The sequence below is a fragment of the Micromonospora sp. AMSO12t genome (genome assembly GCF_008806585.1).
In the GTDB taxonomy this organism is placed as follows: Bacteria; Actinomycetota; Actinomycetes; order Mycobacteriales; family Micromonosporaceae; genus Micromonospora; species Micromonospora reichwaldensis.
Map to the genome: position 1 here is coordinate 1 of NZ_WAAS01000128.1, position 17,799 is coordinate 17,799.

The following is a 17,799-nucleotide window of genomic DNA, read 5'->3' on the forward strand; positions in this document are numbered from 1 at the left end:
CGGGGTGGATCGTCCAGCGCCCGCAGCACCGGCAGCGGCGCGGCGACCAGTACCGCCAGCAGCAGCGCCCCGGCCAGCGCCAGGAACGCGGGGCGTAGCCCGATCCGTTCCACCAGCGGCCCGGCGAGCAGGTAACCGGCCGGGCCGGCCGCGTACGCGAACGAGGTCATCACCCCGACCACCCGGCCGCGCAGGCGTTCCGGGGTGCGGGTCTGCATGGCGTAGTTGGACAGCGGGTTGACCGGCCCGTACGCGAGCCCGATCCCGGCGGCGAAGCCGATCATGGCCGGGAACGGGGGCAGGGTGGCCAGGCCGACCAGCGACACCCCGATGACCAGCAGGGAGGCCACCAGCAGGGTACGGCGACGGACCCGCCGCCCCGCCGCGCTGGAGGCGAGCGCTCCGATCACGCCCGCGGCGCTCATCGCCATCAGGATCGCGCCGAGCCGGGCCGGCTCTCCCTGGGCCACGAACCACGCCGGCAGCAGCACGCCCTCGACCGGCAGGTAGAGCGCGGCCAGCACCATCGTGAGCAGCGCGATGGTACGCAGCAGCTTGTCCCGCCAGACGAACCGCAGGCCCTCGGCGGTGCCCTGCCACAGGCCCTCCGGGGGGCGTTCGGGGCGGCCGGCCCCGGGCAGCCGGACGGCGGCGATCATCACGACGGCCAGCGCGAACCCGGCGGCGGTGACCCAGAGCGTCGGGCCGGGGCCGATCGCGGCGATGAGGATGCCGCCGACGCCGGGCCCGATCAGGAAGGCGAGCCCCCAGACCGCCTCGTGCACCCCGTTGGCCCGTTCGATCCGCCAGCGGGCGGCCTGTGCGGCGGCCGGCAGCAGTGTCTCCCGGGCGGTCAGCCCGGCCGGATCGAACACCGCGCCGAGCACGGCCAGCGCCACGATCCAGCCGAGGTTCAGCCCGAGCAGGGCGTCGACCACGGGGATCGCGGCGACCGAGGCGGCGGAGAGCGTGTCGGAGACCAGCGCCGTACGCCGCCGGCCGAGCAGGTCCACGATGGTGCCGGAGACGAGGCCGGACAGCAGCATCGGCAGCGCGGCGGCCGCCGCGACCACGCCGGCCGCGGTGGCGCTGCCGGTACGTTCCAGCACCAGCCAGGGCAGGGCGACGTTGGCCACCCCGTTGCCGGTGTTGGAGAGCAGGGTCGCCGCTTCGACCAGCAGCAGCGGTGCCATCCGTGGTCCCGGCTGGCGGTGACGGGGATGGTGGCGGTGACGGGCACGGCGGCGTGGTCCGGAGCCGATCATGGTGCCGTCAGCCTAGGGGCGGCCGGGCATCCGGGCAGTAACGGGCGGGGAACGGTCAGCCGTGGTAGCGGCGCAGCTCGCGGGCCAGCACCTTGCCCGTGGCGTTGCGGGGCAGGTACTTCACGAAGACCACGTCCCGGGGTACGGAGAACCGGGCCAGGTAGTGCCGGACGTATTCGCGGACCGCCTCCGGATCGAGCGTCTCGCCGGGGTGCAGGGCGAGGAACGCGGCGAGACGCTGGCCGTACTCCTGGTCCGGTACGCCGATCACGGCGGCCTCGCGTACCTGCGGCAGCCGGGCGATCAGGTCCTCCACCTCGGCCGGGAAGACGTTCTCCCCGCCGGAGACGATCATGTCGTCGGCCCGGCCGTCGACGAAGAGCAGCCCGTCGGCGTCGAGCCGCCCCAGGTCGCCGGTGTCGAGCAGGCCGTCGCGGTGCTCCCGGACGGCCCCGGAGGTGTAGCCCTCGAAGAGCATCTCGTTGCCGACGAAGATCCGGCCGACCTGCCCGGCCGGCACCGGCTCGCCGGCCGCGTCGAGGATCTCCAGCCGGGTGCCGTGCGGCGGGCGGCCGGCGGTGGTCGGAGCCGTGCGCAGGTCGGCGGGGCCGGCGATGGACGCCCACGAGACCTCGGTGGAGCCGTAGAGGTTGTGCAGCACGTCGCCGTAGACGTCCATGAACCGCAGGGCGAGGCCGCCCGGCAGCGCGGAACCGCTGGCCGCGACCACCTTCAGCGGGGGACGGGGGTCCGGCGGCGGCACCTCCAGCAGCCGTTGCAGCATCACCGGCACGGCGAAGAGCGCGTCGCAGCGCTGCGCCACGAGGGCGGCCAGCGTGGCGGCCGGGTCGAACCGGCGGTGCAGCACGACCGTGGCCCGCAGGGCGAAGCAGACCTGGAGGGCCGCGTACCCCCAGGTGTGGAAGAGCGGCGCGGCGATCATGACGGTGTCCTGGGCGTGCAGCGGGATCCGGTCGATGATGGAGACCAGCGGACCGAACCCGTTCGGGGTGGGGCGCCGGGCGCCCTTGGGGACGCCGGTGGTGCCGGAGGTGAGCACGATGATCCGGCCGTCGCGCTCGGGGGGACGCAGCTCGCCGGGGACCGCGCCGACGACGAGCGCCTCCCGGGCGCGCTCGTCGAGCCGCTGCACCTCGGCGGGGAGGTTGGCGACCCGGTCGGCGAACTCGGCGTCGTGCGCCAGCACCCGCAGCCGCTGCTCCTGCGCGACGGTGGCGAGCTGCCCGGCGGAGAGCCCGGTGTTGACCAGCACCGCGTCCCCGCCGAGCAGGGTGGCGGCCACGATCGTCTCGACCAGGCCGTGGTGGTTGCGGCAGAGCACGCCGACCCGGTCCCCGGGGCGCACCCCGAGCGCCGTCCGCATTCCCCGGGCCAGCTGCTCCGACCGGTCGAGCAGCTCGGCGTACGTCAGGCCGGTGCCCTGCTCGTCGACGACGGCCGCCCGGTCGGGGTCGCGGGCGGCGGCCTGGCGCAGCTCGCCGGCGATGTTCCAGCCCCACCTGCGCAGCGCCTGGAGCTGCGAGGCGACGCGGATCGGCCGGCCGGGGGCGAGCAGCCCGCGTCGGGTCAGGGTGGCGACGACGAACGGCAGGTCCATGACGCGGCCTCCTCGTGCGGTGCGCGTGGGGCCCCCGGGCCGGGGGCCCCACGCGGGCGATCTGGAGATCGAGCGCGCAGCGGTACGGGCGCGGCGGACGTCCGGGCCTGGTGCGGCCCCCTGGACGGCGACGGCGCCGGCGGTCGGTCAGCGGATCTGGACGCCGGAGATGGCCCGGGAGATGACCAGCCGCTGGATCTCGGAGGTGCCCTCGAAGATGGTGTAGATCTTGGCGTCCCGGTACCAGCGCTCGACCGGGTGGTCCCGCAGGAAGCCGGCCCCGCCGAGCAGTTGCACGGCCCTGTCGGTGACGGAGACGGCCACCTCACCGGCCTTCAGCTTGGACATCGAGCCCTCGCCGGCCGTGAAGGGCCGGTTGTTGCGGCCCATCCAGGAGGCCCGCCAGACCAGCAGCCGGGCGGCGTCGATCTCCATCTTCATGTCGGCCAGCGCGAACGCGACCGCCTGGTTCTCGATGATCGGGCGGCCGAACTGGACCCGCTCCTTCGCGTAGTCCAGGGCGTACTCGTAGGCGGCCCGGGCCACGCCCAGCGCCTGCGCGCCGACGGTGGGTCGGGAGAGCTCGAAGGTGCGCATCGCGGCCTGGCCCGAGACGCGCTTGCCGGAGCGGGCCCGGTCGAGCCGTTCGAGCAGGGCCTCCCGGCCGCCGAGCAGGCAGCGCCCCGGCACGCGTACGTCGTCGAGGAAGACGTCGGCGGTGTGCGACGCGCGCAGGCCCAGCTTGCGCAGCTTGCGGGTCGCGGCCAGGCCGGCGGTGCCCGGCGGTACGACGAACGCCGCCTGCCCGCGGGAGCCGAGCGTCGGGTCGACCGAGGCGGTGACCACGTGCACCCCGGCGATCCCGCCGTTCGTGGCGTACGCCTTCTGCCCGCTGAGCACCCACTCGTCGCTCGCCTCGTCGTAGACGGCCCGGGTGCGCATCGCGCCGACGTCGGAGCCGGCCTCGGGCTCGGTGGTGCAGAACGCGGCGACGGCCGGCTCGTCGACGGTGCCGAAGCACTGCGGCACCCATTCGACCATCTGGTCGGGGGTGCCGGCGCCGTAGATCGCGGCCACCGCGAGGGAGGTGCCGAAGATGCCCAGCCCGATGCCGGCGTCGCCCCAGAAGAGTTCCTCGCTGGCGATCGGGAGGGAGAGGCCGGTGGGGTCGGCCCAGCAGGTGGCGAGGAACTCGAAGCCGTAGAGGCCGACCTTCGCCGCCTCCTGGATGATCGGCCAGGGGGTCTCCTCCCGGGCGTCCCACTCGGCCGCGGCCGGGCGCACGACCTCGGCGGCGAAGCCGTGCACCCAGTCGCGCAGATCCCGCTGTTCCTCGTTCAGGTCTAGCGAGAACTCGGCCATGTCAGGCCTTGGGGATGTCGAACAGGTTGGCGATGTTGGCGGCCAGGCCCAGGTCGCCCTTGGCCTTGAGCTTGCCGGTCATGAACATCATGACGGGGTTCGCGCCACCGGAGACGATCTTCAGGAACTCGACCGGGCCCATCGTGAGGCTGAGCTTCGGGTCGTGCTGCGGGGTCTCGTTGACGGTGCAGGCGCCGTCGGCGACGACCACCTCGTAGGTGTCGGTGCCCCCGTCAGGACGGCCGGTGATGTTCCAGTGGATGACCGCGTTGGTCGAGCCGGCCCGGTCGGCGCGGAAGAGCTGCGGCATCCGGCCGAAGACCTCGCCGAGGATCTTGCCGCGCAGGTCGCCGGACATCACCTCGGCGATCTTGTCGTCCGGGGTGGACTTGACCAGCTGGGCGAACTCCTTGGGGCCGACGTTCGCGAAGTTGGCCGGGTCGAAGTCAGTCATGGGGCTGCACCTTCCGGGTATTGGCTACTCGTGCGTAACCTTACGGGCGAGTAGGTATGCTCGCAAGGTGTCCACCCCACCCACCTTCAAGCGCCTCCCCCGCGCCGTACGCGAGCAGCAGATGCTCGACGCGGCCGTGAAAGTGTTCTCACGCAGGGGCTTCCACGCGGCCAGCATGGACGAGATCGCCGAGGACGCCGGCATCTCCAAGCCCATGGTCTACGCGTACCTCGGCACGAAGGAAGAACTCTTCGTCGCCTGCCTGCACCGGGAGGGCACCCGGATGATGCAGGCCATCGCCGGGGCGGCCGCCCCCGAGCTGCCTGCCGACGAGCGGCTCTGGCGCGGGCTTCGCGCCTTCTTCGGCTTCGTCGGGGCGCACCGCGACGGATGGGCGGTGCTCTACCGGCAGGCCCGGGGCGAGCAGCCCTTCGCCGGCGAGCTGGCCGGCATGCGGGCCCGGCTGGTCGAGGTGGTCGCCGGGATGCTCGACCACGCGCTGCGCGCCGAGGGCCGCGAGGTGGGCGAGACCGACCTGGAGGTCGTCGCGTACGCCCTGGTGGGGGCGACCGAGTCGCTGGCGGACTGGCTCGCCGACCACCCGGAGGCCGACCCGGAGAAGACCGCCACCCGGATGATGAACGTCGCCTGGCTCGGTGCCGGTCAACTCCTGCACGGCGTCACCTGGCACCCACGGGTCACCCCCGGCTGAGCGGCGGCGGCTCCACGGTCGCGCGTTCAGCGGTGGGATGTGGCGCGGCGCCGGCGGTGGTACAGCCAGCGGGCGGACTCCAGCAGCAGGGTGATCGCCAGCGAGAGGCCCACGCCGGCGAGGATGCCCTTGACCGGGTCGCGTTCGAAGGCCAGCCCGCCGAAGTAGCCGAGCAGGGTGCAGTAGAGCGCCCAGCTCACCGCCGCGATGGCGTCGAAGAGCAGGAACGACCGGAGCGGGTAGCGGACCGCGCCCATGGTGAGGGTGACCGCCGTCCGGCCACCGGGGACGTACCGGGACGTGGTCAGGATCAGCCCGCCGCGCTGGTGCACCGCCCGACGGGCCCACTCGGAGCTGGCCCGGCGCCGGCTGTCCGCCGGGAAGCGCGCGAGCCGGCTCGCGCCGCCGCCGCGCCCGATGGCGTACGAGACGTGGTCGCCGACGCACGCGCCGAGCGCGGCGGCGACGATCACCCACCCCAGGTCGGGGTTGCCGCCCGTGGCGAGCACCGCGGCGGTGATCACGGCCGTCTCGCCGGGTACGGCGGGGAAGAACGCGTCGACCGCGGTGAGCCCGAAGATCAGCAGGTACACCCACGGTGAGGCGACCAGCTGCCGGAGCAGGTCGAGCACGGACTCCATGCCTCCCATGCTCGCCGGGTGCGACCCGCCCGGTGGTCGAGTCGCCGGATCGACCCGCTCGGGACTCCGGCGCGGCCCGGCGTCACACCGACGCCTCGGCGGGCGTTCCGGCCGGCGCGAGGGGGCGCGGGGCGAGCAGCGGGCCGTGCGGGGTCTTGTCGTCGGCGGTGGGTCCCAGGGAGGTCAGCACCACGGGCGCGCCCAGCTCCTCCCGCACCGCCGCCGTCCAGTCGGGCGGCGGGGCGTCGTCGTACACGGGGCGGGCGCGCAGCAGGCTGGCGGTGAGCGCGGCCTGCCGGTCCAGGTCGCCGGGCGGGCCCGGGGTGAGCCGGTCGATGCTGTCGTAGCGGCGGCAGAGCCGCAGCCCGGGACCGGCGAGGTCGAGGTGGGTGAGCGCCAGGCCGTCGACCCCGCCGGCCGCGGCGAGGGCGTACCGGTGGGCGACCGCGTCGAAGTGGCCGAACCGGAACCGGCCCTGCCACGGGTTCGTCGGGTTGTGCGGGTCGGCCAGCGGCAGGGCCGGGTCCTCCGTCACCAGCGGGCCGGGCCCGTGCCGGGTGGTGACCACGCGCAGCACCCCGATCCGGGTGACGTCGCCGGGCTGGCCCGCCTCGGCGAGCAGGCCGTCCACGTTGGCGAAGGTGGTGGTGCTCCACGTCGTGTACGGGTGGAAGCCGTGCCACTCGTCGAGCAGCACCCCCTGCGCGCCCTCGAAGACGCAGGTGCCGGCCCGCAGCGCCCCGGTCAGCCAGCTCCGGTCGACGATCGCGACCCGCCCGGCGAAGCCGGTGAACGCGGGCAGGCAGTCGGCGACGGGCGGCGCGTCCAGCGGGCCGAGCTCGGCGGTCAACCGGTCCCGCAGGGCGGTCAGCCGCCGCCGCAGCAGCGCCGGGTCGGCGCAGTCGGCCACCCGGGGCGCCTCGTCGGGGTGGGCGAGACCGTACGCGACGGTCTCGCCCACGCCCAGCCCGCAGGAGCCGTGCCGGTCGGCTCCCCGGGCGATCTCCCGGGCCCGGTTCGCGGCCCGGTGGTACGGGGTGGCGAGCAGCGCCTCCCCGTCGACGGTCAGCCGGTCGAGCGCGTCGGGCACCCCGACCGAGGCGAGGTGGTCGGCCTCGGCGGCCAGCGCCAGCGGGTCCACCACCACGTGCCGCGACAGGTGCGTACGGACGCCGGGGCGGAACGTGCCGGCGCCGAACTGCGCGAACGTGTGGTGCCGGCCGTCGCGCAGCACGACGTTGTGCGCCGCCTGCGCGCCCCCGTTGAAGCGGACCACCGTGTGCACGGGCCGGGTGGCGCAGAGCCAGTCCACGACCGTGCCCTTGCCGGCGTCGCCGTAGCCGAGGTCCACCACCGCGACGTGCCTGCTCACCGGACCTCCCCGCCGCCGCAGCGGCAGCCGCAGCCGGAGCCGCCGCAGCCGCCGCCGACCGCCGTCACGTGGTTCACAGCCGGGTCACCTCGCCGCCGGTGTCGCGGAACGCGGGCAGCGTCGACACCTCGGCGCGCCGCCCCCCGCGCAGGCGGGCCAGCGCCTTCGACACGGTGCCGCTGGCGCCCGAGCCGGCCCGGTCGAGGTCGCGCAGGCCCTCGTCCAGGTCGATGGCCTGCTCGCCGAGCCCGACGGTGAGCGCGATCGTCTCGCAGACCGCGTCGAGGTCGTCCAGCACGACGGCGTTCTGCCCGAGCAGGTCCCGCCAGAAGTCGAGCACCTTGGCGTTGCCGGAGTAGTGGCTGCCGGCGGGGAGCAGGTAGTAGGTGTCCCAGCGGCGGGTCAGCTCGTCGACGATCTGCCGCAGCGGCACGTCCTCGCGCAGGTCGTCGCCGACGACGCCGGCCACCTCCCGGGCCTTCACCTGCGGGTACGCCAGTTCGTCGCCGATGATGAACAGGTAGCCGCGCCGGCCACGCTTCTCCCAGGAGTCGGTCACGGTGTGCCGGGCCATGAAGTACATGGCCAGCTCGTACGACTCGGTCATCTGCCCGCCGCCGCCGCCCTCCAGCACGATCCGGCCGAGGTCGTCGTCCATCCGGTTGTCCGACTCGAACTGGCCGACCTGCAACGGCACCCGGTCGCAGGTGGCGTCGCCGATCGCGCCGAACATGATCTGCGGGTCGCTGGCGTAGCCCTGCCGTTGCAGCAGCCCGAGCAGCTGCGGCAGCTTGGTCTGCAGGACGCGCGGCACGTTGCGCATCGAGCCGGTGACGTCGAAGAGCACCGCGATGGGCGTCGACCGGGGGTGCTCGTCGGAGTCGCGGCTCTCGCGCGTCGTGTCGCGGGGGTCGAGGGCGGGGTGCACCTTGCGCGCCCCGCTGTCGCTGTAGGAGAACGCGCTCTTGCCGGTCTTCCGGCGGTAGCGGTCGGCGGCGTCGTACACGTCGGTGGACCACATTCCACTGCCCATGACAGCTCCTTACGGGTTGAGGGTGAAGGGTCGGAAGGTGCGTGGCCCGTAGAGCCGGTCCAGCACCTCGTCCAGTTCGCGCAGCAGCCGCCACGCGTCGTCGGGCCGGGCGTCCAGGGCCCGCTGGCGGCAGCCCCGCGCGAAGGCGTCCAGCTCGCGGGGCGCGCGCGGCCCCATCAGCCAGCTCATGCATCCGCTGGCCATGGCGATGTCGGTGCCCGGCCCGCAGGGCCGCTTGCGGGGGATCTCGTCGGGGTACCAGTTCGCGTCGTAGCCGGGCACCAGCGCGGGGACAGTGCCGCCGACGGGGGCGGAGAAGCACCAGTCGACAAGCACCACGCCGTGCCCGTCCGGCTCGATCAGCACGTGCGGCGGCAGGACCGCGCCGTGCACGATGCCCGCCCCGTGGGCCAGGCCGAGCGCCACCAGCAGCCGGCGCCACATCCAGGCCACGTCGCGGGCGTCGAGCCCGTCCGGGTACGCGCGCCGGACCTCGGTGAGGTCGTGCAAACCGGGCGCGGTGGCGAGCACGTTGATCCGCCGTTCGGCGCCGGTCGCGGCGTCGAGGTGCCGGAAGTCCTCGACCAGCCGGGGCACGTACGGCAGGTAGCGCGGGTCGCCGCGCTCGGCGATGGTGCGCAGGGCGTGCGCCTCGCGGGCCATCAGGTCGTTGTCGGCGGGTCGCCGGGGCAGCTTGAGCAGCCGGTCGGCTCCGACGTCGTAGAGGTCGGCCAAGTGGCCCGAGTAGGCCGGCGTGCCGAGTCGGTAGTCGCCGAGGATGGTGACCTGCCGGGCCCGCCAGCGGGTGGTGACCTGGACGAACGCGTCGGTGGCCTCGGCGCGTACCGCCGGGTCGGCCTGCAGGCGGTCGGGGTGCAGGGCCGCGACCAGCTCGCGGTAGCGCCGGGCCGGCTGGTCCGTGCCGAACAGGTCGGCGTCGGTGCGGGCCGCCGCGACCAGGCGGACGGCTTCGGCGGTCCTCATCGGACCGTCTCCTCCCGGGCGGGGCGCAGCAGCGCCGGGTGCAGCAGCCGGGCGTCGCCGGCCCGGTAGAGCTTGGCGCGGGGGCCGCCCCGGGCGCCGCCGCGCTCGGTGCTGGTGCCGGTGCTCTCGACGAAGCCCGGCACCGAGAGCACCTTGCGGTGGAAGTTGCCGGCGTGCAGCGGGTGGCCCCAGACCGTCTCGTAGACGGCGCGCAGCTCGCTGATCGTGAACTCGCCGGCGAGGAAGCGCGTGGCGAGCGGGGTGTATTCCAGCTTGGACCGGGCCCGCTCCAGCGCGTCTTCGATGATCCGGCCGTGGTCGAAGGCGAGCTGCCGGTTGGCCAGCGCGGTCACCGGCAGCCAGCCGGCCTCGTCGGCGTCGGTGCCGGCGGCCGGGTCGGGCAGGTCGGGGGCGAACGCGAGGTGGGCGACCGAGACGACGCGCATGCGCGGGTCGCGGTCGGGGGTGCCGTAGCTGCCCAACTGCTCCAGGTGTACGCGGCGCAGTCCCTCGCCGCCGAGCCCGGTCTCCTCGGCCAGCTCCCGTCGGGCGCCGGCGGTGAGGTCCTCGTCGGGGCGGACGAAGCCGCCGGGCAGCGCCCACCGCCCCTCGAAGGGCGGCTGGCCGCGCCGGATCAGCAGCAGGTGCAGCGCGCCGTCCCGGATGGTCAGCGCCACCACGTCGACGGTCACGGCGACCGACGGGTAGGCCCCGGGGTCGTACGCGGCCAGGAAGTCCTGCTCGTCAACCATGTCTCTCTCATTCTGAGAACATCTCTACCTGAGAAGAACCTAGCGCACGAGAACGCCCCTGCCAAGTCCGGGACGGGATTCGGCAGGGGCGTACTCAGCTCCGGCGGGGGCGCCTCAGCGCACGAGGCCCGCCAGGTGCGGTCGGCCGCGCGAGTCGTGCAGGGCGAACCCACCGTCCGGCAGCAGGCCGAAGCTCACCGTGCTCGGCAGCGGCACGGGCAGCTTGAAGGCCACCTCGACCGTGTAGGCGTCCGGCAGGCGGTTCTCCAGCGCGGCCAGGCAACGGGCCTTGCTCCACATCCCGTGCGCGATCGGCCGGGGGAAGCCGAACAGCCGCGCGCCGAGGCGGGAGGTGTGGATCGGGTTGTGGTCGCCGGAGACCCGCGCGTAGTCCGTACCGACGCGGGGATCGACCCGCCAGCGGGCAGAGCCGGCCGGCGTCGTGGGCCGCCCGGCCTGCTCGCGCCGCCCGCCGCCGCCCCGCTTGCCCTCCCTGCCGAGGTACGTCGAGACGCCGCGCCAGACCTCCGCCCCGTCGACCGAGCCGACCAGCACCACGTCGACCTGCCGCCCCCGGTCGTGCGGGCGCAGGTTCTCGGCGTACGCGCGGAAGTCGAGGGTCTCGTCGGCGGTGACCGGGCGGTGCACGGTGATCCGGTTGCCGACGTGCACCACGCCGGTCAGCGGGATGGGAAACTCCGGCGCGGTCATCAGCCGCAGCGCCAGTGGGAAGCCCATGACGTGCGGGAACGTCGCGGGCAGCCGGTCGGTGAGCCGGAACCCGCAGACCCGGTCGTAGTCGGCGAGGTGCGTCCGGTCGACGGCGATCCCGCCGACGGCCAGCTCGACCGCCGGGAGGCCCGCCGACCGCCGCCCACCGCCGAGGCCGGGCAGCGCGCCGAGCAGCGCCCGCCGGTAGAGCGCCCCGGCCGCCGGCATCCGGGGCAGCTCGACGCGCTCCCGGGCACCCGTCACGGCCGGGCCCCCGCCCGAGAGGTCCCGCGTCGCCTCGGCGGCGGAGGCGGAGAGGTCGTGCGTCTCTTCGAGGCTCAGGTCGTGGCCGGACGCCGCCGGCCCGCGGATCGCGTCCAGGGTGTCCTGCGACAGGATCTCGGTCGGGCCGTCGATCAGCTCGTGCACCGACAGGTCGTCCGGCTCCGGCGCCGGTTGTCCTCTCCTCGCCATCACGCCCCCAGCAGGCTCTGGCCGCAGACCCGGACGACGTTGCCGCTGACCGCGCCGGAGGCCGGCCACGCCAGCCAGCCGATGGTCTCGGCGACGTCCACCGGCAGCCCGCCCTGGGACAGGCTGTTCATCCGCCGGCCCGCCTCGCGGATCACCAGCGGGATGCGCGCGGTCAGCCGGGTCTCGATGAAACCGGGGGCGACCGCGTTGACGCTGATCTGCCGTTCACGCAGCGCCGGGGCGAGCGACTCGACCAGCCCGATCACGCCCGCCTTGCTGGTGGCGTAGTTGGTCTGGCCCCGGTTGCCGGCGATGCCGGCGATCGAGGAGACCGAGACGATCCGGCCGCCGGCCGGGATCAGCTCCCGCTCCAGCAGCACGTCGTTGATCCGCTCCTGGCTGGAGAGGTTGACGTCGAGCACCGAGTCCCACCGGTCGGCGTCCATCCGGCCGAGGGTCTTGTCGCGGGTGATCCCGGCGTTGTGCACGACCACGTCGACCCGCCCGTGCCGCTCGGCCAGGTGCTCGGCGAGCCGCTGCGGGGCGTCGGGGGCGGTCAGGTCGAGCTGGACGGCGGTGCCGCCGATCTCGTTGGCGACCGCCGCCAGCTCGTCCCCGGCCGCCGGAATGTCCAGCGCGACGACCCGGGCGCCGTCGCGGGCCAGCACCCGGGCCAGCGCCGCGCCGATGCCCCGGGCCGCCCCGGTGACCAGGACGACCTGCCCGTCCAGCGGGCGGTCCCAGTCGGCCGGCGCCCCGGCCGTGCCGGCGCCGACCCGGACCACCTGCCCGGAGACGTACGCGGACCGGCCCGAGAGCAGGAACCGCAGGGTCGCCTCCACGCTGGTCCAGGTGCCGGCGTCCGGGTCCTTCGTCACGTGGACGAGCTGGGCGGTGACGCCCCGGCCGAACTCCTTGCCGATGCTGCGGGTCAGCCCCTCCAGGGCCCGCTGGGCGGTCGCCTCCCGGGGGGAGCCGCACTCGTCGGGCGGGGTGCCGAGCACGACGACCCGACCGCTGGGCAGCACCGACCGGGCGCGCGGGTGGAAGAAGTCGTACAGCTGGCGCAGCTCGGTGGAGTCGGTGATGCCGGTGGCGTCGTACACCAGGGCGGCGAAGCGCTCGGTGGAGTCCACGGCGCCGGGATCGCGCAGCTCGACCCCGGCGGCGGTCAGGATCTTGCCGGCCCGCTCGGCGAGCCGGCCGCCGGTCGCGGCGCCCAGCAGGACGGGGCCGGGCACGATGGGATCGCCGGGGGTGTGCCGGCGCAGTCGCGGCGGGTCGGGCAGCCCGAGGCGCTTGACCAGCGTGCGGCCGGCCCCCGATCGGACGAAGCTCGCGTACCTGTCGGTCATAGGCGTAGCCTACTGGCGAGTAGGTTGAGGGCAAGTCTTTCGAGGAGGCGGGATCGTGCAGAGCATCCGGCGGGTGGCGGTCATCGGCGGCAACCGCATCCCCTTCGCGCGGTCCAACTCGCGGTACGCCAGCGCGTCGAACGCCGACATGCTGGGCGCCGCGCTGGACGGGCTCGTCGCCCGGTTCGGCCTGGCCGGCCAGCGCGTCGGCGAGGTGGTGGCCGGCGCGGTGCTCAAGCACGCGAAGGACTTCAACCTGACCCGCGAGGTGGTGCTCGGCTCGAAGCTCGACCCGCACACCCCCGCGTACGACATCCAGCAGGCCTGCGGCACCGGGCTGGAGGCGGCCATCCTGGTCGCCAACAAGATCGCCCTCGGGCAGATCGACGTCGGCATCGCCGGCGGCGTGGACACCACCTCCGACGCGCCGCTCGCCGTCAACGAGGAGATGCGCCGCACGCTGCTCCGGCTCAACAGCGCCCGCACCCTCGGCGAGCGGCTGAGGATCGCCGCGAAGCTGCGCCCCACCCAGCCGTTCAAGCCGGAGATCCCGCGCAACGCGGAGCCGCGTACCGGGCTGTCGATGGGGGAGCACGCCGCCCGCACGGCACTGCGCTGGCAGATCGACCGGCAGGCGCAGGACGAGCTGGCGCTGCGCTCGCACCAGCGGCTCGCCGCCGCGTACGACCGGGGGTTCTTCGACGACCTGCTGACGCCGTACCTCGGGCTGACCCGGGACGCGAACCTGCGCCCCGACACCAGTCTGGAGCGGCTCGGCGCCCTGAAGCCGGTCTTCGGCGCGAAGGGGCCCGACGCCGAGGCGGCGACCATGACGGCCGGCAACTCGTCACCGCTGACCGACGGCGCCTCGACGGTGCTGCTGGCCAGCGAGGAGTGGGCCCGCGCGCACAGCCTGCCCGTGCTGGCGTGGTTCTCCTGGTCGGAGACCGCCGCCGTCGACTTCGTGCATGGCGACGAGGGGCTGCTGATGGCCCCCGCGTACGCGGTGCCGCGGATGCTGACCCGGGCCGGGCTGACCCTCCAGGACTTCGACTTCTACGAGATCCACGAGGCGTTCGCCTCGCAGGTGCTGGCGACCCTCGCCGCCTGGGAGTCCCCGGAGTTCTGCAAGGACCGGCTGGGACTGGACGCCCCGCTCGGCGCCATCGACCGGGAGAAGCTGAACGTCAACGGCTCGTCGCTGGCGGCCGGGCACCCGTTCGCGGCCACCGGCGGCCGGATCGTGGCGACCCTGGCGAAGCTGCTCGCCGACAAGGGCAGCGGCCGGGGCCTGATCTCCATCTGCGCCGCCGGCGGCCAGGGCGTGACCGCGATCCTGGAGCGCTGAGCCGGCAACCTGCCCCGCAAACGCTGAGCCGGGCAACCCGCCCGGCCCCGCGCTCCGTCCCCTGGGCATGAGGCGACGAAGGCGGAACGCGTGAAGTCGGCCGACGAGGACGAGTACCGGCAGTTCGTCGAGGCCCGGCTGGAGCATCTGCGCCGCACGGCGTACCTGCTCTGCCGGGACTGGCACACCGCCGACGACCTCGTCTCCATCACCCTGGGCAAGCTCTACCGGGCCTGGACTCGGGTCCGCGCGGCGGAGAACGTCGACGCGTACGTCCGGCAGGTGCTCACGCGCGCCTGGCTGGACGAGCGACGGCGGCCGTGGCGGCGTGAACGCAGCACCGACGAGGTCCCCGACGACGCCGCGCCGGACACCGAGCCCGACCTGGCCGACCGGGAGCTGCTCCTCGACCTGCTCGGGAAGCTGCCCGAGCGGCGGCGCGCCGTGCTGGTGCTGCGCTACTACTGCGACCTCTCCGTGGAGGAGACCGCGCAGATCCTCGGCATCACCACCGGCACGGTGAAGAGCCAGGCCGCCAGAGCACTGGAATCGCTACGCCTGCTGGCCGCTGACCAGCCGGCCCTGAGCACAGGGAGGTTCGCGTGACGTACCGGGAGATCTTCGACGCGGCGATCGGCGACGCGCCGCCCTCCTCGATCGACCTGGACGGGTTGATCCTGCGACAGCGCCGGCTGGTCCGCACCCGCCGGCTCGGGGCGTACGCCTCGGCGGCCGGCGGGGTCCTCGCGCTGGTGCTGGGCGCGGGCCTGGTGGTCGACCGTCCGGACATGCAGCCGGCGGCCTCGGCAACCGCCTCGCGGCCCCCGCACAGCAAGAGCAACCAGTTGCTGCTCACGGAGGCGGCCGAGCGCTACCAGGGCGGGGTGGCGGTGGCCTTCGTCGCGCGGGCGCCCGGAGTCCGGTGGGTGCCGCTGACCGCGGTGAGTCGCGACGTACTCCCGACGGCACCGGCCGGCGACGCGCCGGTCGGGGGCGCGTACGAGGACTACCGCAACGTCGGTTTCTCGGTGCACGCCTACCCGGTCGACCCCACCGGCGCGTTCAGCAACGAGTTGTCGGCCCTGGCGTTGGCCGAGCCGCAGCCGGGCATGAACCGCGACGTCATGGACTGCGGCAAGCAGACCTTCGACTCGTGCGGCCTGTCGGCGGGGCCGGACGGCGCGCGCGTCCGGGAGACCGCGCGCGTCCGGGAGACCGAGCGCGTCGGGGGCGGCGACGTGATCCATATCCGGCGGGTCGACGTCCTGCACCCCGACGGCACCTGGATCAGGTTCTCGCTGCACAGCCGTGACGGGCGGTTCGTGCTCACCCCGGAGCAGCTCCGGGACCTCGCCCTCGACCCGGCCGCCCGCCCCGCCTGGTGACCCGGGCCCGCGCGGGACGCGCGCCGTCTTCCGGGTCGAGGCTGCGCCGTGGCCTCGACCCGGCCGGACCGGCGGACGGGCAAGTGCGCGCCGTTCGCCCGGGTCTCGCATCCGCCCGCCGGGTCAGGCGGTGGCGCCGCCGTCGATGGCGATCGACGCGCCGGTGATGTGCCGGCCGCCCTCGCCCACCAGGTGGCTGACCGTCGCCGCCACGTCCTCCGGCGTGCCGTAGCGGCCGAGGGCGATGTGTGACCGCTGGGCGTCCGCGCCGGCGCTGTCCGCGCGGTTCATGTCGGTGTCGGTGGAACCGGGCAGGACCAGGTTGACGGTGATCCCGCGCGGGCCGAGTTCGCGGGCGAGCGCCCTGGTCAGGCCGTTGACGGCGGTCTTGGTCATGGCATAGACGCTCACCCCGGGAGCCGGTACGCGGCTGGCGAAGCTGCTGCCGATGTTGACGATCCGCCCGCCGTCGCGCAGGTGGCGTACCGCCGCCTGGGTGGCGAGGTACACCCCGCGCACGTTGACGGCGATGGCCCGGTCGAGATCGTCGAGGCCGACCTGTCCGATCGGCCCGGACGAGAACACCCCGGCGTTGTTGACCAGAATGTCCAGCCGCCCCAGTTCGGCGACGGTCCGCTCGACCGCGTCGACGATCGCCGTACCGTCGGTGCTGTCGGCGCGGATCGCCAGGCCGGTGCGGCCGTACGACGTGATGTCGGCGACGACGGCCTTCGCGCTCTCCTCCGCGCTGCGGTAGGTGAACGCGACGTGGGCTCCGTCCTCGGCCAGCCGGCGTACGACGGCGGCGCCGATACCGCGGCTACCACCGGTGACCAGGGCGACCCTGCCGGTTAGTCTGGACACTCTTCCTCATTCCCGTCAGTCGGCTCAGCAGGGTGATCACCATAGCCAGCCGGCAACCCTGCCGATGCGGTGCGGGCGGGTCCGGGAGAATGAGCGCCGTGACGACGATCCCGAACGTGCTCGCCAACCGGTACGCCTCGCCCGAACTGGTCGCCCTCTGGTCGCCGGAGGAGAAGATCAGGATGGAGCGGCGGCTCTGGCTCGCCGTGCTCCGGGCCCAGCGGGACCTCGGCATCCCCGTGCCCGACGGCGTGGTCGAGGCGTACGAGGGGGTGCTCGACCAGGTCGACCTGGCCTCGATCGCCGAGCGGGAGCGGGTCACCCGGCACGACGTGAAGGCCCGGATCGAGGAGTTCAGCGCGCTCGCCGGGCACGAGCACGTGCACAAGGGGATGACCTCCCGTGACCTCACGGAGAACGTCGAGCAGCTCCAGGTACGCCGTTCGCTGGAGCTGATCCGGGACCGGGTGGTCGCCACCCTGGCCCGGCTGTCCCGGCTCGCCGTCGAGCACTCCGACCTGGTCATGACCGGCCGCTCACACAACGTCGCGGCGCAGGCCACCACGCTGGGCAAGCGCTTCGCGTCGGCCGCGGAGGAGCTGCTCATCGCGTACGAGCGGCTCGACGACCTGATCAACTGGTACCCGCTGCGGGGCGTCAAGGGCCCCGTCGGCACCGCCGCCGACCAGCTCGACCTCTTCGACGGCGACGCCGACAAGGTGGCCGAGCTGGAGCGCCGGGTGGCCGGGCACCTCGGGTTCTCCCGCGTGCTCGACAGCGTCGGCCAGGTCTACCCGCGCTCGATCGACCTGGCGGTGCTCGCCGCGCTCGCCCAGATCGCCGCCGCCCCGTCGTCGCTGGCGACCACCATCCGGCTGATGGTCGGCCAGGAGTTGGCCACCGAGGGCTTCAAGCCGGGCCAGGTGGGTTCCAGCGCGATGCCGCACAAGATGAACACCCGCTCCAGCGAGCGGGTCAACGGCTTCGCCGTGATCATCCGGGGTTACCTGTCGATGGTCGGCGAGCTGGCCGGCGACCAGTGGAACGAGGGGGACGTCTCCTGCTCGGTCGTCCGCCGGGTCGCCCTGCCGGACGCGTTCTTCGCCGCCGACGGGCTGTTCCAGACCTTCCTCACCGTGCTGGACGAGTTCGGCGCGTACCCGGCGGTCGTCAACCGGGAGCTGGAGCGCTTCCTGCCGTTCCTGGCCACCACGAAGATCCTGGTGGCGGCGGTCCGGCGCGGCGTCGGGCGCGAGGTCGCCCACGAGGCGATCAAGGAGCACGCGGTCGCGGTGGCCCTGGCCATGCGCGAGAAGGGCGCCGCCGAGAACGACCTCTTCGACCGCCTGGCGGAGGACGGCCGCCTGGGCCTGACCCGCGCCGAGATCGACACCCTCGTCGCCGACCGCACCGCCTTCGTCGGCGCAGCCCCGGCCCAGGTCGAGGCGGTCGCCCGCCGCATCGCCACG

Annotated in this window: 17 protein-coding genes; 5 read left to right on the forward strand and 12 right to left on the reverse strand. The window is 74.2% G+C overall.

The window, feature by feature from the left end; translation table 11 throughout:
* The 4 genes from F6X68_RS19000 to F6X68_RS19015 all read right to left on the reverse strand — a co-directional run.
* On the reverse strand, positions 1-1,193 hold a 1,193-nt coding region (locus F6X68_RS19000), incomplete at its 3' end, for an MFS transporter (RefSeq protein WP_225852293.1).
* Positions 1,194-1,320: 127 nt separating this feature from the next.
* The gene (locus tag F6X68_RS19005) at positions 1,321-2,883 is read right to left on the reverse strand and encodes an AMP-binding protein (protein WP_151455553.1); all 1,563 of its coding nucleotides are present in this window, start codon (positions 2,881-2,883) and stop codon (positions 1,321-1,323) included.
* A 147-nt stretch (positions 2,884-3,030) separates the two neighbouring features.
* Positions 3,031-4,245 (reverse strand): acyl-CoA dehydrogenase family protein, encoded by a 1,215-nt coding sequence (locus F6X68_RS19010; RefSeq protein WP_151455554.1) that lies wholly within the window; start codon positions 4,243-4,245, stop codon positions 3,031-3,033.
* A 1-nt stretch (position 4,246) separates the two neighbouring features.
* The gene (locus tag F6X68_RS19015; protein ID WP_151455555.1) at positions 4,247-4,699 is read right to left on the reverse strand and encodes an SCP2 sterol-binding domain-containing protein; all 453 of its coding nucleotides are present in this window, start codon (positions 4,697-4,699) and stop codon (positions 4,247-4,249) included.
* Between the two features lie 67 nt (positions 4,700-4,766).
* Here F6X68_RS19015 and F6X68_RS19020 point away from each other — a divergent pair, with 67 nt between their 5' ends.
* Positions 4,767-5,411, forward strand: a complete 645-nt coding sequence (locus tag F6X68_RS19020) for a TetR/AcrR family transcriptional regulator (protein WP_151455556.1) — start codon at positions 4,767-4,769, stop codon at positions 5,409-5,411.
* Positions 5,412-5,437: 26 nt separating this feature from the next.
* On the opposite strand, the gene F6X68_RS19025 is transcribed toward F6X68_RS19020, so the two are convergent.
* The 7 genes from F6X68_RS19025 to F6X68_RS19055 all read right to left on the reverse strand — a co-directional run bounded on the left by F6X68_RS19025 (position 5,438) and on the right by F6X68_RS19055 (position 12,733).
* Positions 5,438-6,052: a DedA family protein gene (locus F6X68_RS19025; RefSeq protein WP_151455557.1), complete on the reverse strand. Its 615-nt coding sequence runs from the start codon at positions 6,050-6,052 to the stop codon at positions 5,438-5,440.
* An 82-nt stretch (positions 6,053-6,134) separates the two neighbouring features.
* Positions 6,135-7,424, reverse strand: a complete 1,290-nt coding sequence (locus F6X68_RS19030; RefSeq protein WP_151455558.1) for an adenylosuccinate synthetase — start codon at positions 7,422-7,424, stop codon at positions 6,135-6,137.
* Between the two features lie 73 nt (positions 7,425-7,497).
* Positions 7,498-8,457: a hypothetical protein gene (locus tag F6X68_RS19035; RefSeq protein ID WP_151455559.1), complete on the reverse strand. Its 960-nt coding sequence runs from the start codon at positions 8,455-8,457 to the stop codon at positions 7,498-7,500.
* Between the two features lie 9 nt (positions 8,458-8,466).
* Entirely contained in the window at positions 8,467-9,441 is a 975-nt protein-coding gene (locus F6X68_RS19040; protein ID WP_151455560.1) for a serine/threonine protein kinase, read from the reverse strand.
* A complete protein-coding gene (locus F6X68_RS19045) occupies positions 9,438-10,193 on the reverse strand; it encodes an NUDIX domain-containing protein (protein ID WP_151455561.1) in 756 nt (251 codons plus the stop codon). The genes F6X68_RS19040 and F6X68_RS19045 overlap by 4 nt, the downstream gene beginning before the upstream one ends.
* A 114-nt stretch (positions 10,194-10,307) precedes the next feature.
* Positions 10,308-11,132: a MaoC/PaaZ C-terminal domain-containing protein gene (locus F6X68_RS19050; RefSeq protein ID WP_225852295.1), complete on the reverse strand. Its 825-nt coding sequence runs from the start codon at positions 11,130-11,132 to the stop codon at positions 10,308-10,310.
* A gap of 245 nt (positions 11,133-11,377) precedes the next feature.
* The gene (locus F6X68_RS19055; RefSeq protein ID WP_151455563.1) at positions 11,378-12,733 is read right to left on the reverse strand and encodes a 3-oxoacyl-ACP reductase; all 1,356 of its coding nucleotides are present in this window, start codon (positions 12,731-12,733) and stop codon (positions 11,378-11,380) included.
* 55 nt (positions 12,734-12,788) lie between these two features.
* Between F6X68_RS19055 and F6X68_RS19060 the strand changes: the two genes are divergently transcribed.
* The 3 genes from F6X68_RS19060 (at position 12,789) to F6X68_RS19070 (ending at position 15,466) form a co-directional block, all read left to right on the forward strand.
* Complete coding sequence (locus F6X68_RS19060) at positions 12,789-14,081, forward strand: acetyl-CoA C-acetyltransferase (protein ID WP_151455564.1); 1,293 nt, start codon at positions 12,789-12,791, stop codon at positions 14,079-14,081.
* Positions 14,082-14,171: 90 nt separating this feature from the next.
* Complete coding sequence (locus F6X68_RS19065; protein ID WP_151455565.1) at positions 14,172-14,687, forward strand: SigE family RNA polymerase sigma factor; 516 nt, start codon at positions 14,172-14,174, stop codon at positions 14,685-14,687.
* Entirely contained in the window at positions 14,684-15,466 is a 783-nt protein-coding gene (locus tag F6X68_RS19070) for a hypothetical protein (RefSeq protein WP_151455566.1), read from the forward strand. Before F6X68_RS19065 ends, F6X68_RS19070 begins: the two co-directional genes overlap by 4 nt.
* A 123-nt stretch (positions 15,467-15,589) precedes the next feature.
* Here F6X68_RS19070 and F6X68_RS19075 read toward each other — a convergent pair whose 3' ends face one another.
* A complete protein-coding gene (locus F6X68_RS19075; protein WP_151455567.1) occupies positions 15,590-16,330 on the reverse strand; it encodes an SDR family NAD(P)-dependent oxidoreductase in 741 nt (246 codons plus the stop codon).
* A 98-nt stretch (positions 16,331-16,428) separates the two neighbouring features.
* On the opposite strand from F6X68_RS19075, the gene purB reads away from it, so the two are divergent.
* The coding region (gene purB, locus F6X68_RS19080; RefSeq protein ID WP_151455568.1) for an adenylosuccinate lyase at positions 16,429-17,799 on the forward strand (1,371 nt) is incomplete at its 3' end.

Bases quoted from the DNA above. Each gene is read 5' to 3' on its own strand.
- F6X68_RS19005 (WP_151455553.1), bottom strand. From the start codon at position 2,883: ATGGACCTGCCGTTCGTCGTCGCCACCCTGACCCGACGCGGGCTGCTC.
- F6X68_RS19010 (WP_151455554.1), bottom strand. From the start codon at position 4,245: ATGGCCGAGTTCTCGCTAGACCTGAACGAGGAACAGCGGGATCTGCGC.
- F6X68_RS19015 (WP_151455555.1), bottom strand. From the start codon at position 4,699: ATGACTGACTTCGACCCGGCCAACTTCGCGAACGTCGGCCCCAAGGAG.
- F6X68_RS19025 (WP_151455557.1), bottom strand. From the start codon at position 6,052: ATGGAGTCCGTGCTCGACCTGCTCCGGCAGCTGGTCGCCTCACCGTGG.
- F6X68_RS19035 (WP_151455559.1), bottom strand. From the start codon at position 8,457: ATGGGCAGTGGAATGTGGTCCACCGACGTGTACGACGCCGCCGACCGC.
- F6X68_RS19040 (WP_151455560.1), bottom strand. From the start codon at position 9,441: ATGAGGACCGCCGAAGCCGTCCGCCTGGTCGCGGCGGCCCGCACCGAC.
- F6X68_RS19045 (WP_151455561.1), bottom strand. From the start codon at position 10,193: ATGGTTGACGAGCAGGACTTCCTGGCCGCGTACGACCCCGGGGCCTAC.
- F6X68_RS19050 (WP_225852295.1), bottom strand. From the start codon at position 11,132: ATGCCGGCGGCCGGGGCGCTCTACCGGCGGGCGCTGCTCGGCGCGCTG.
- F6X68_RS19055 (WP_151455563.1), bottom strand. From the start codon at position 12,733: ATGACCGACAGGTACGCGAGCTTCGTCCGATCGGGGGCCGGCCGCACG.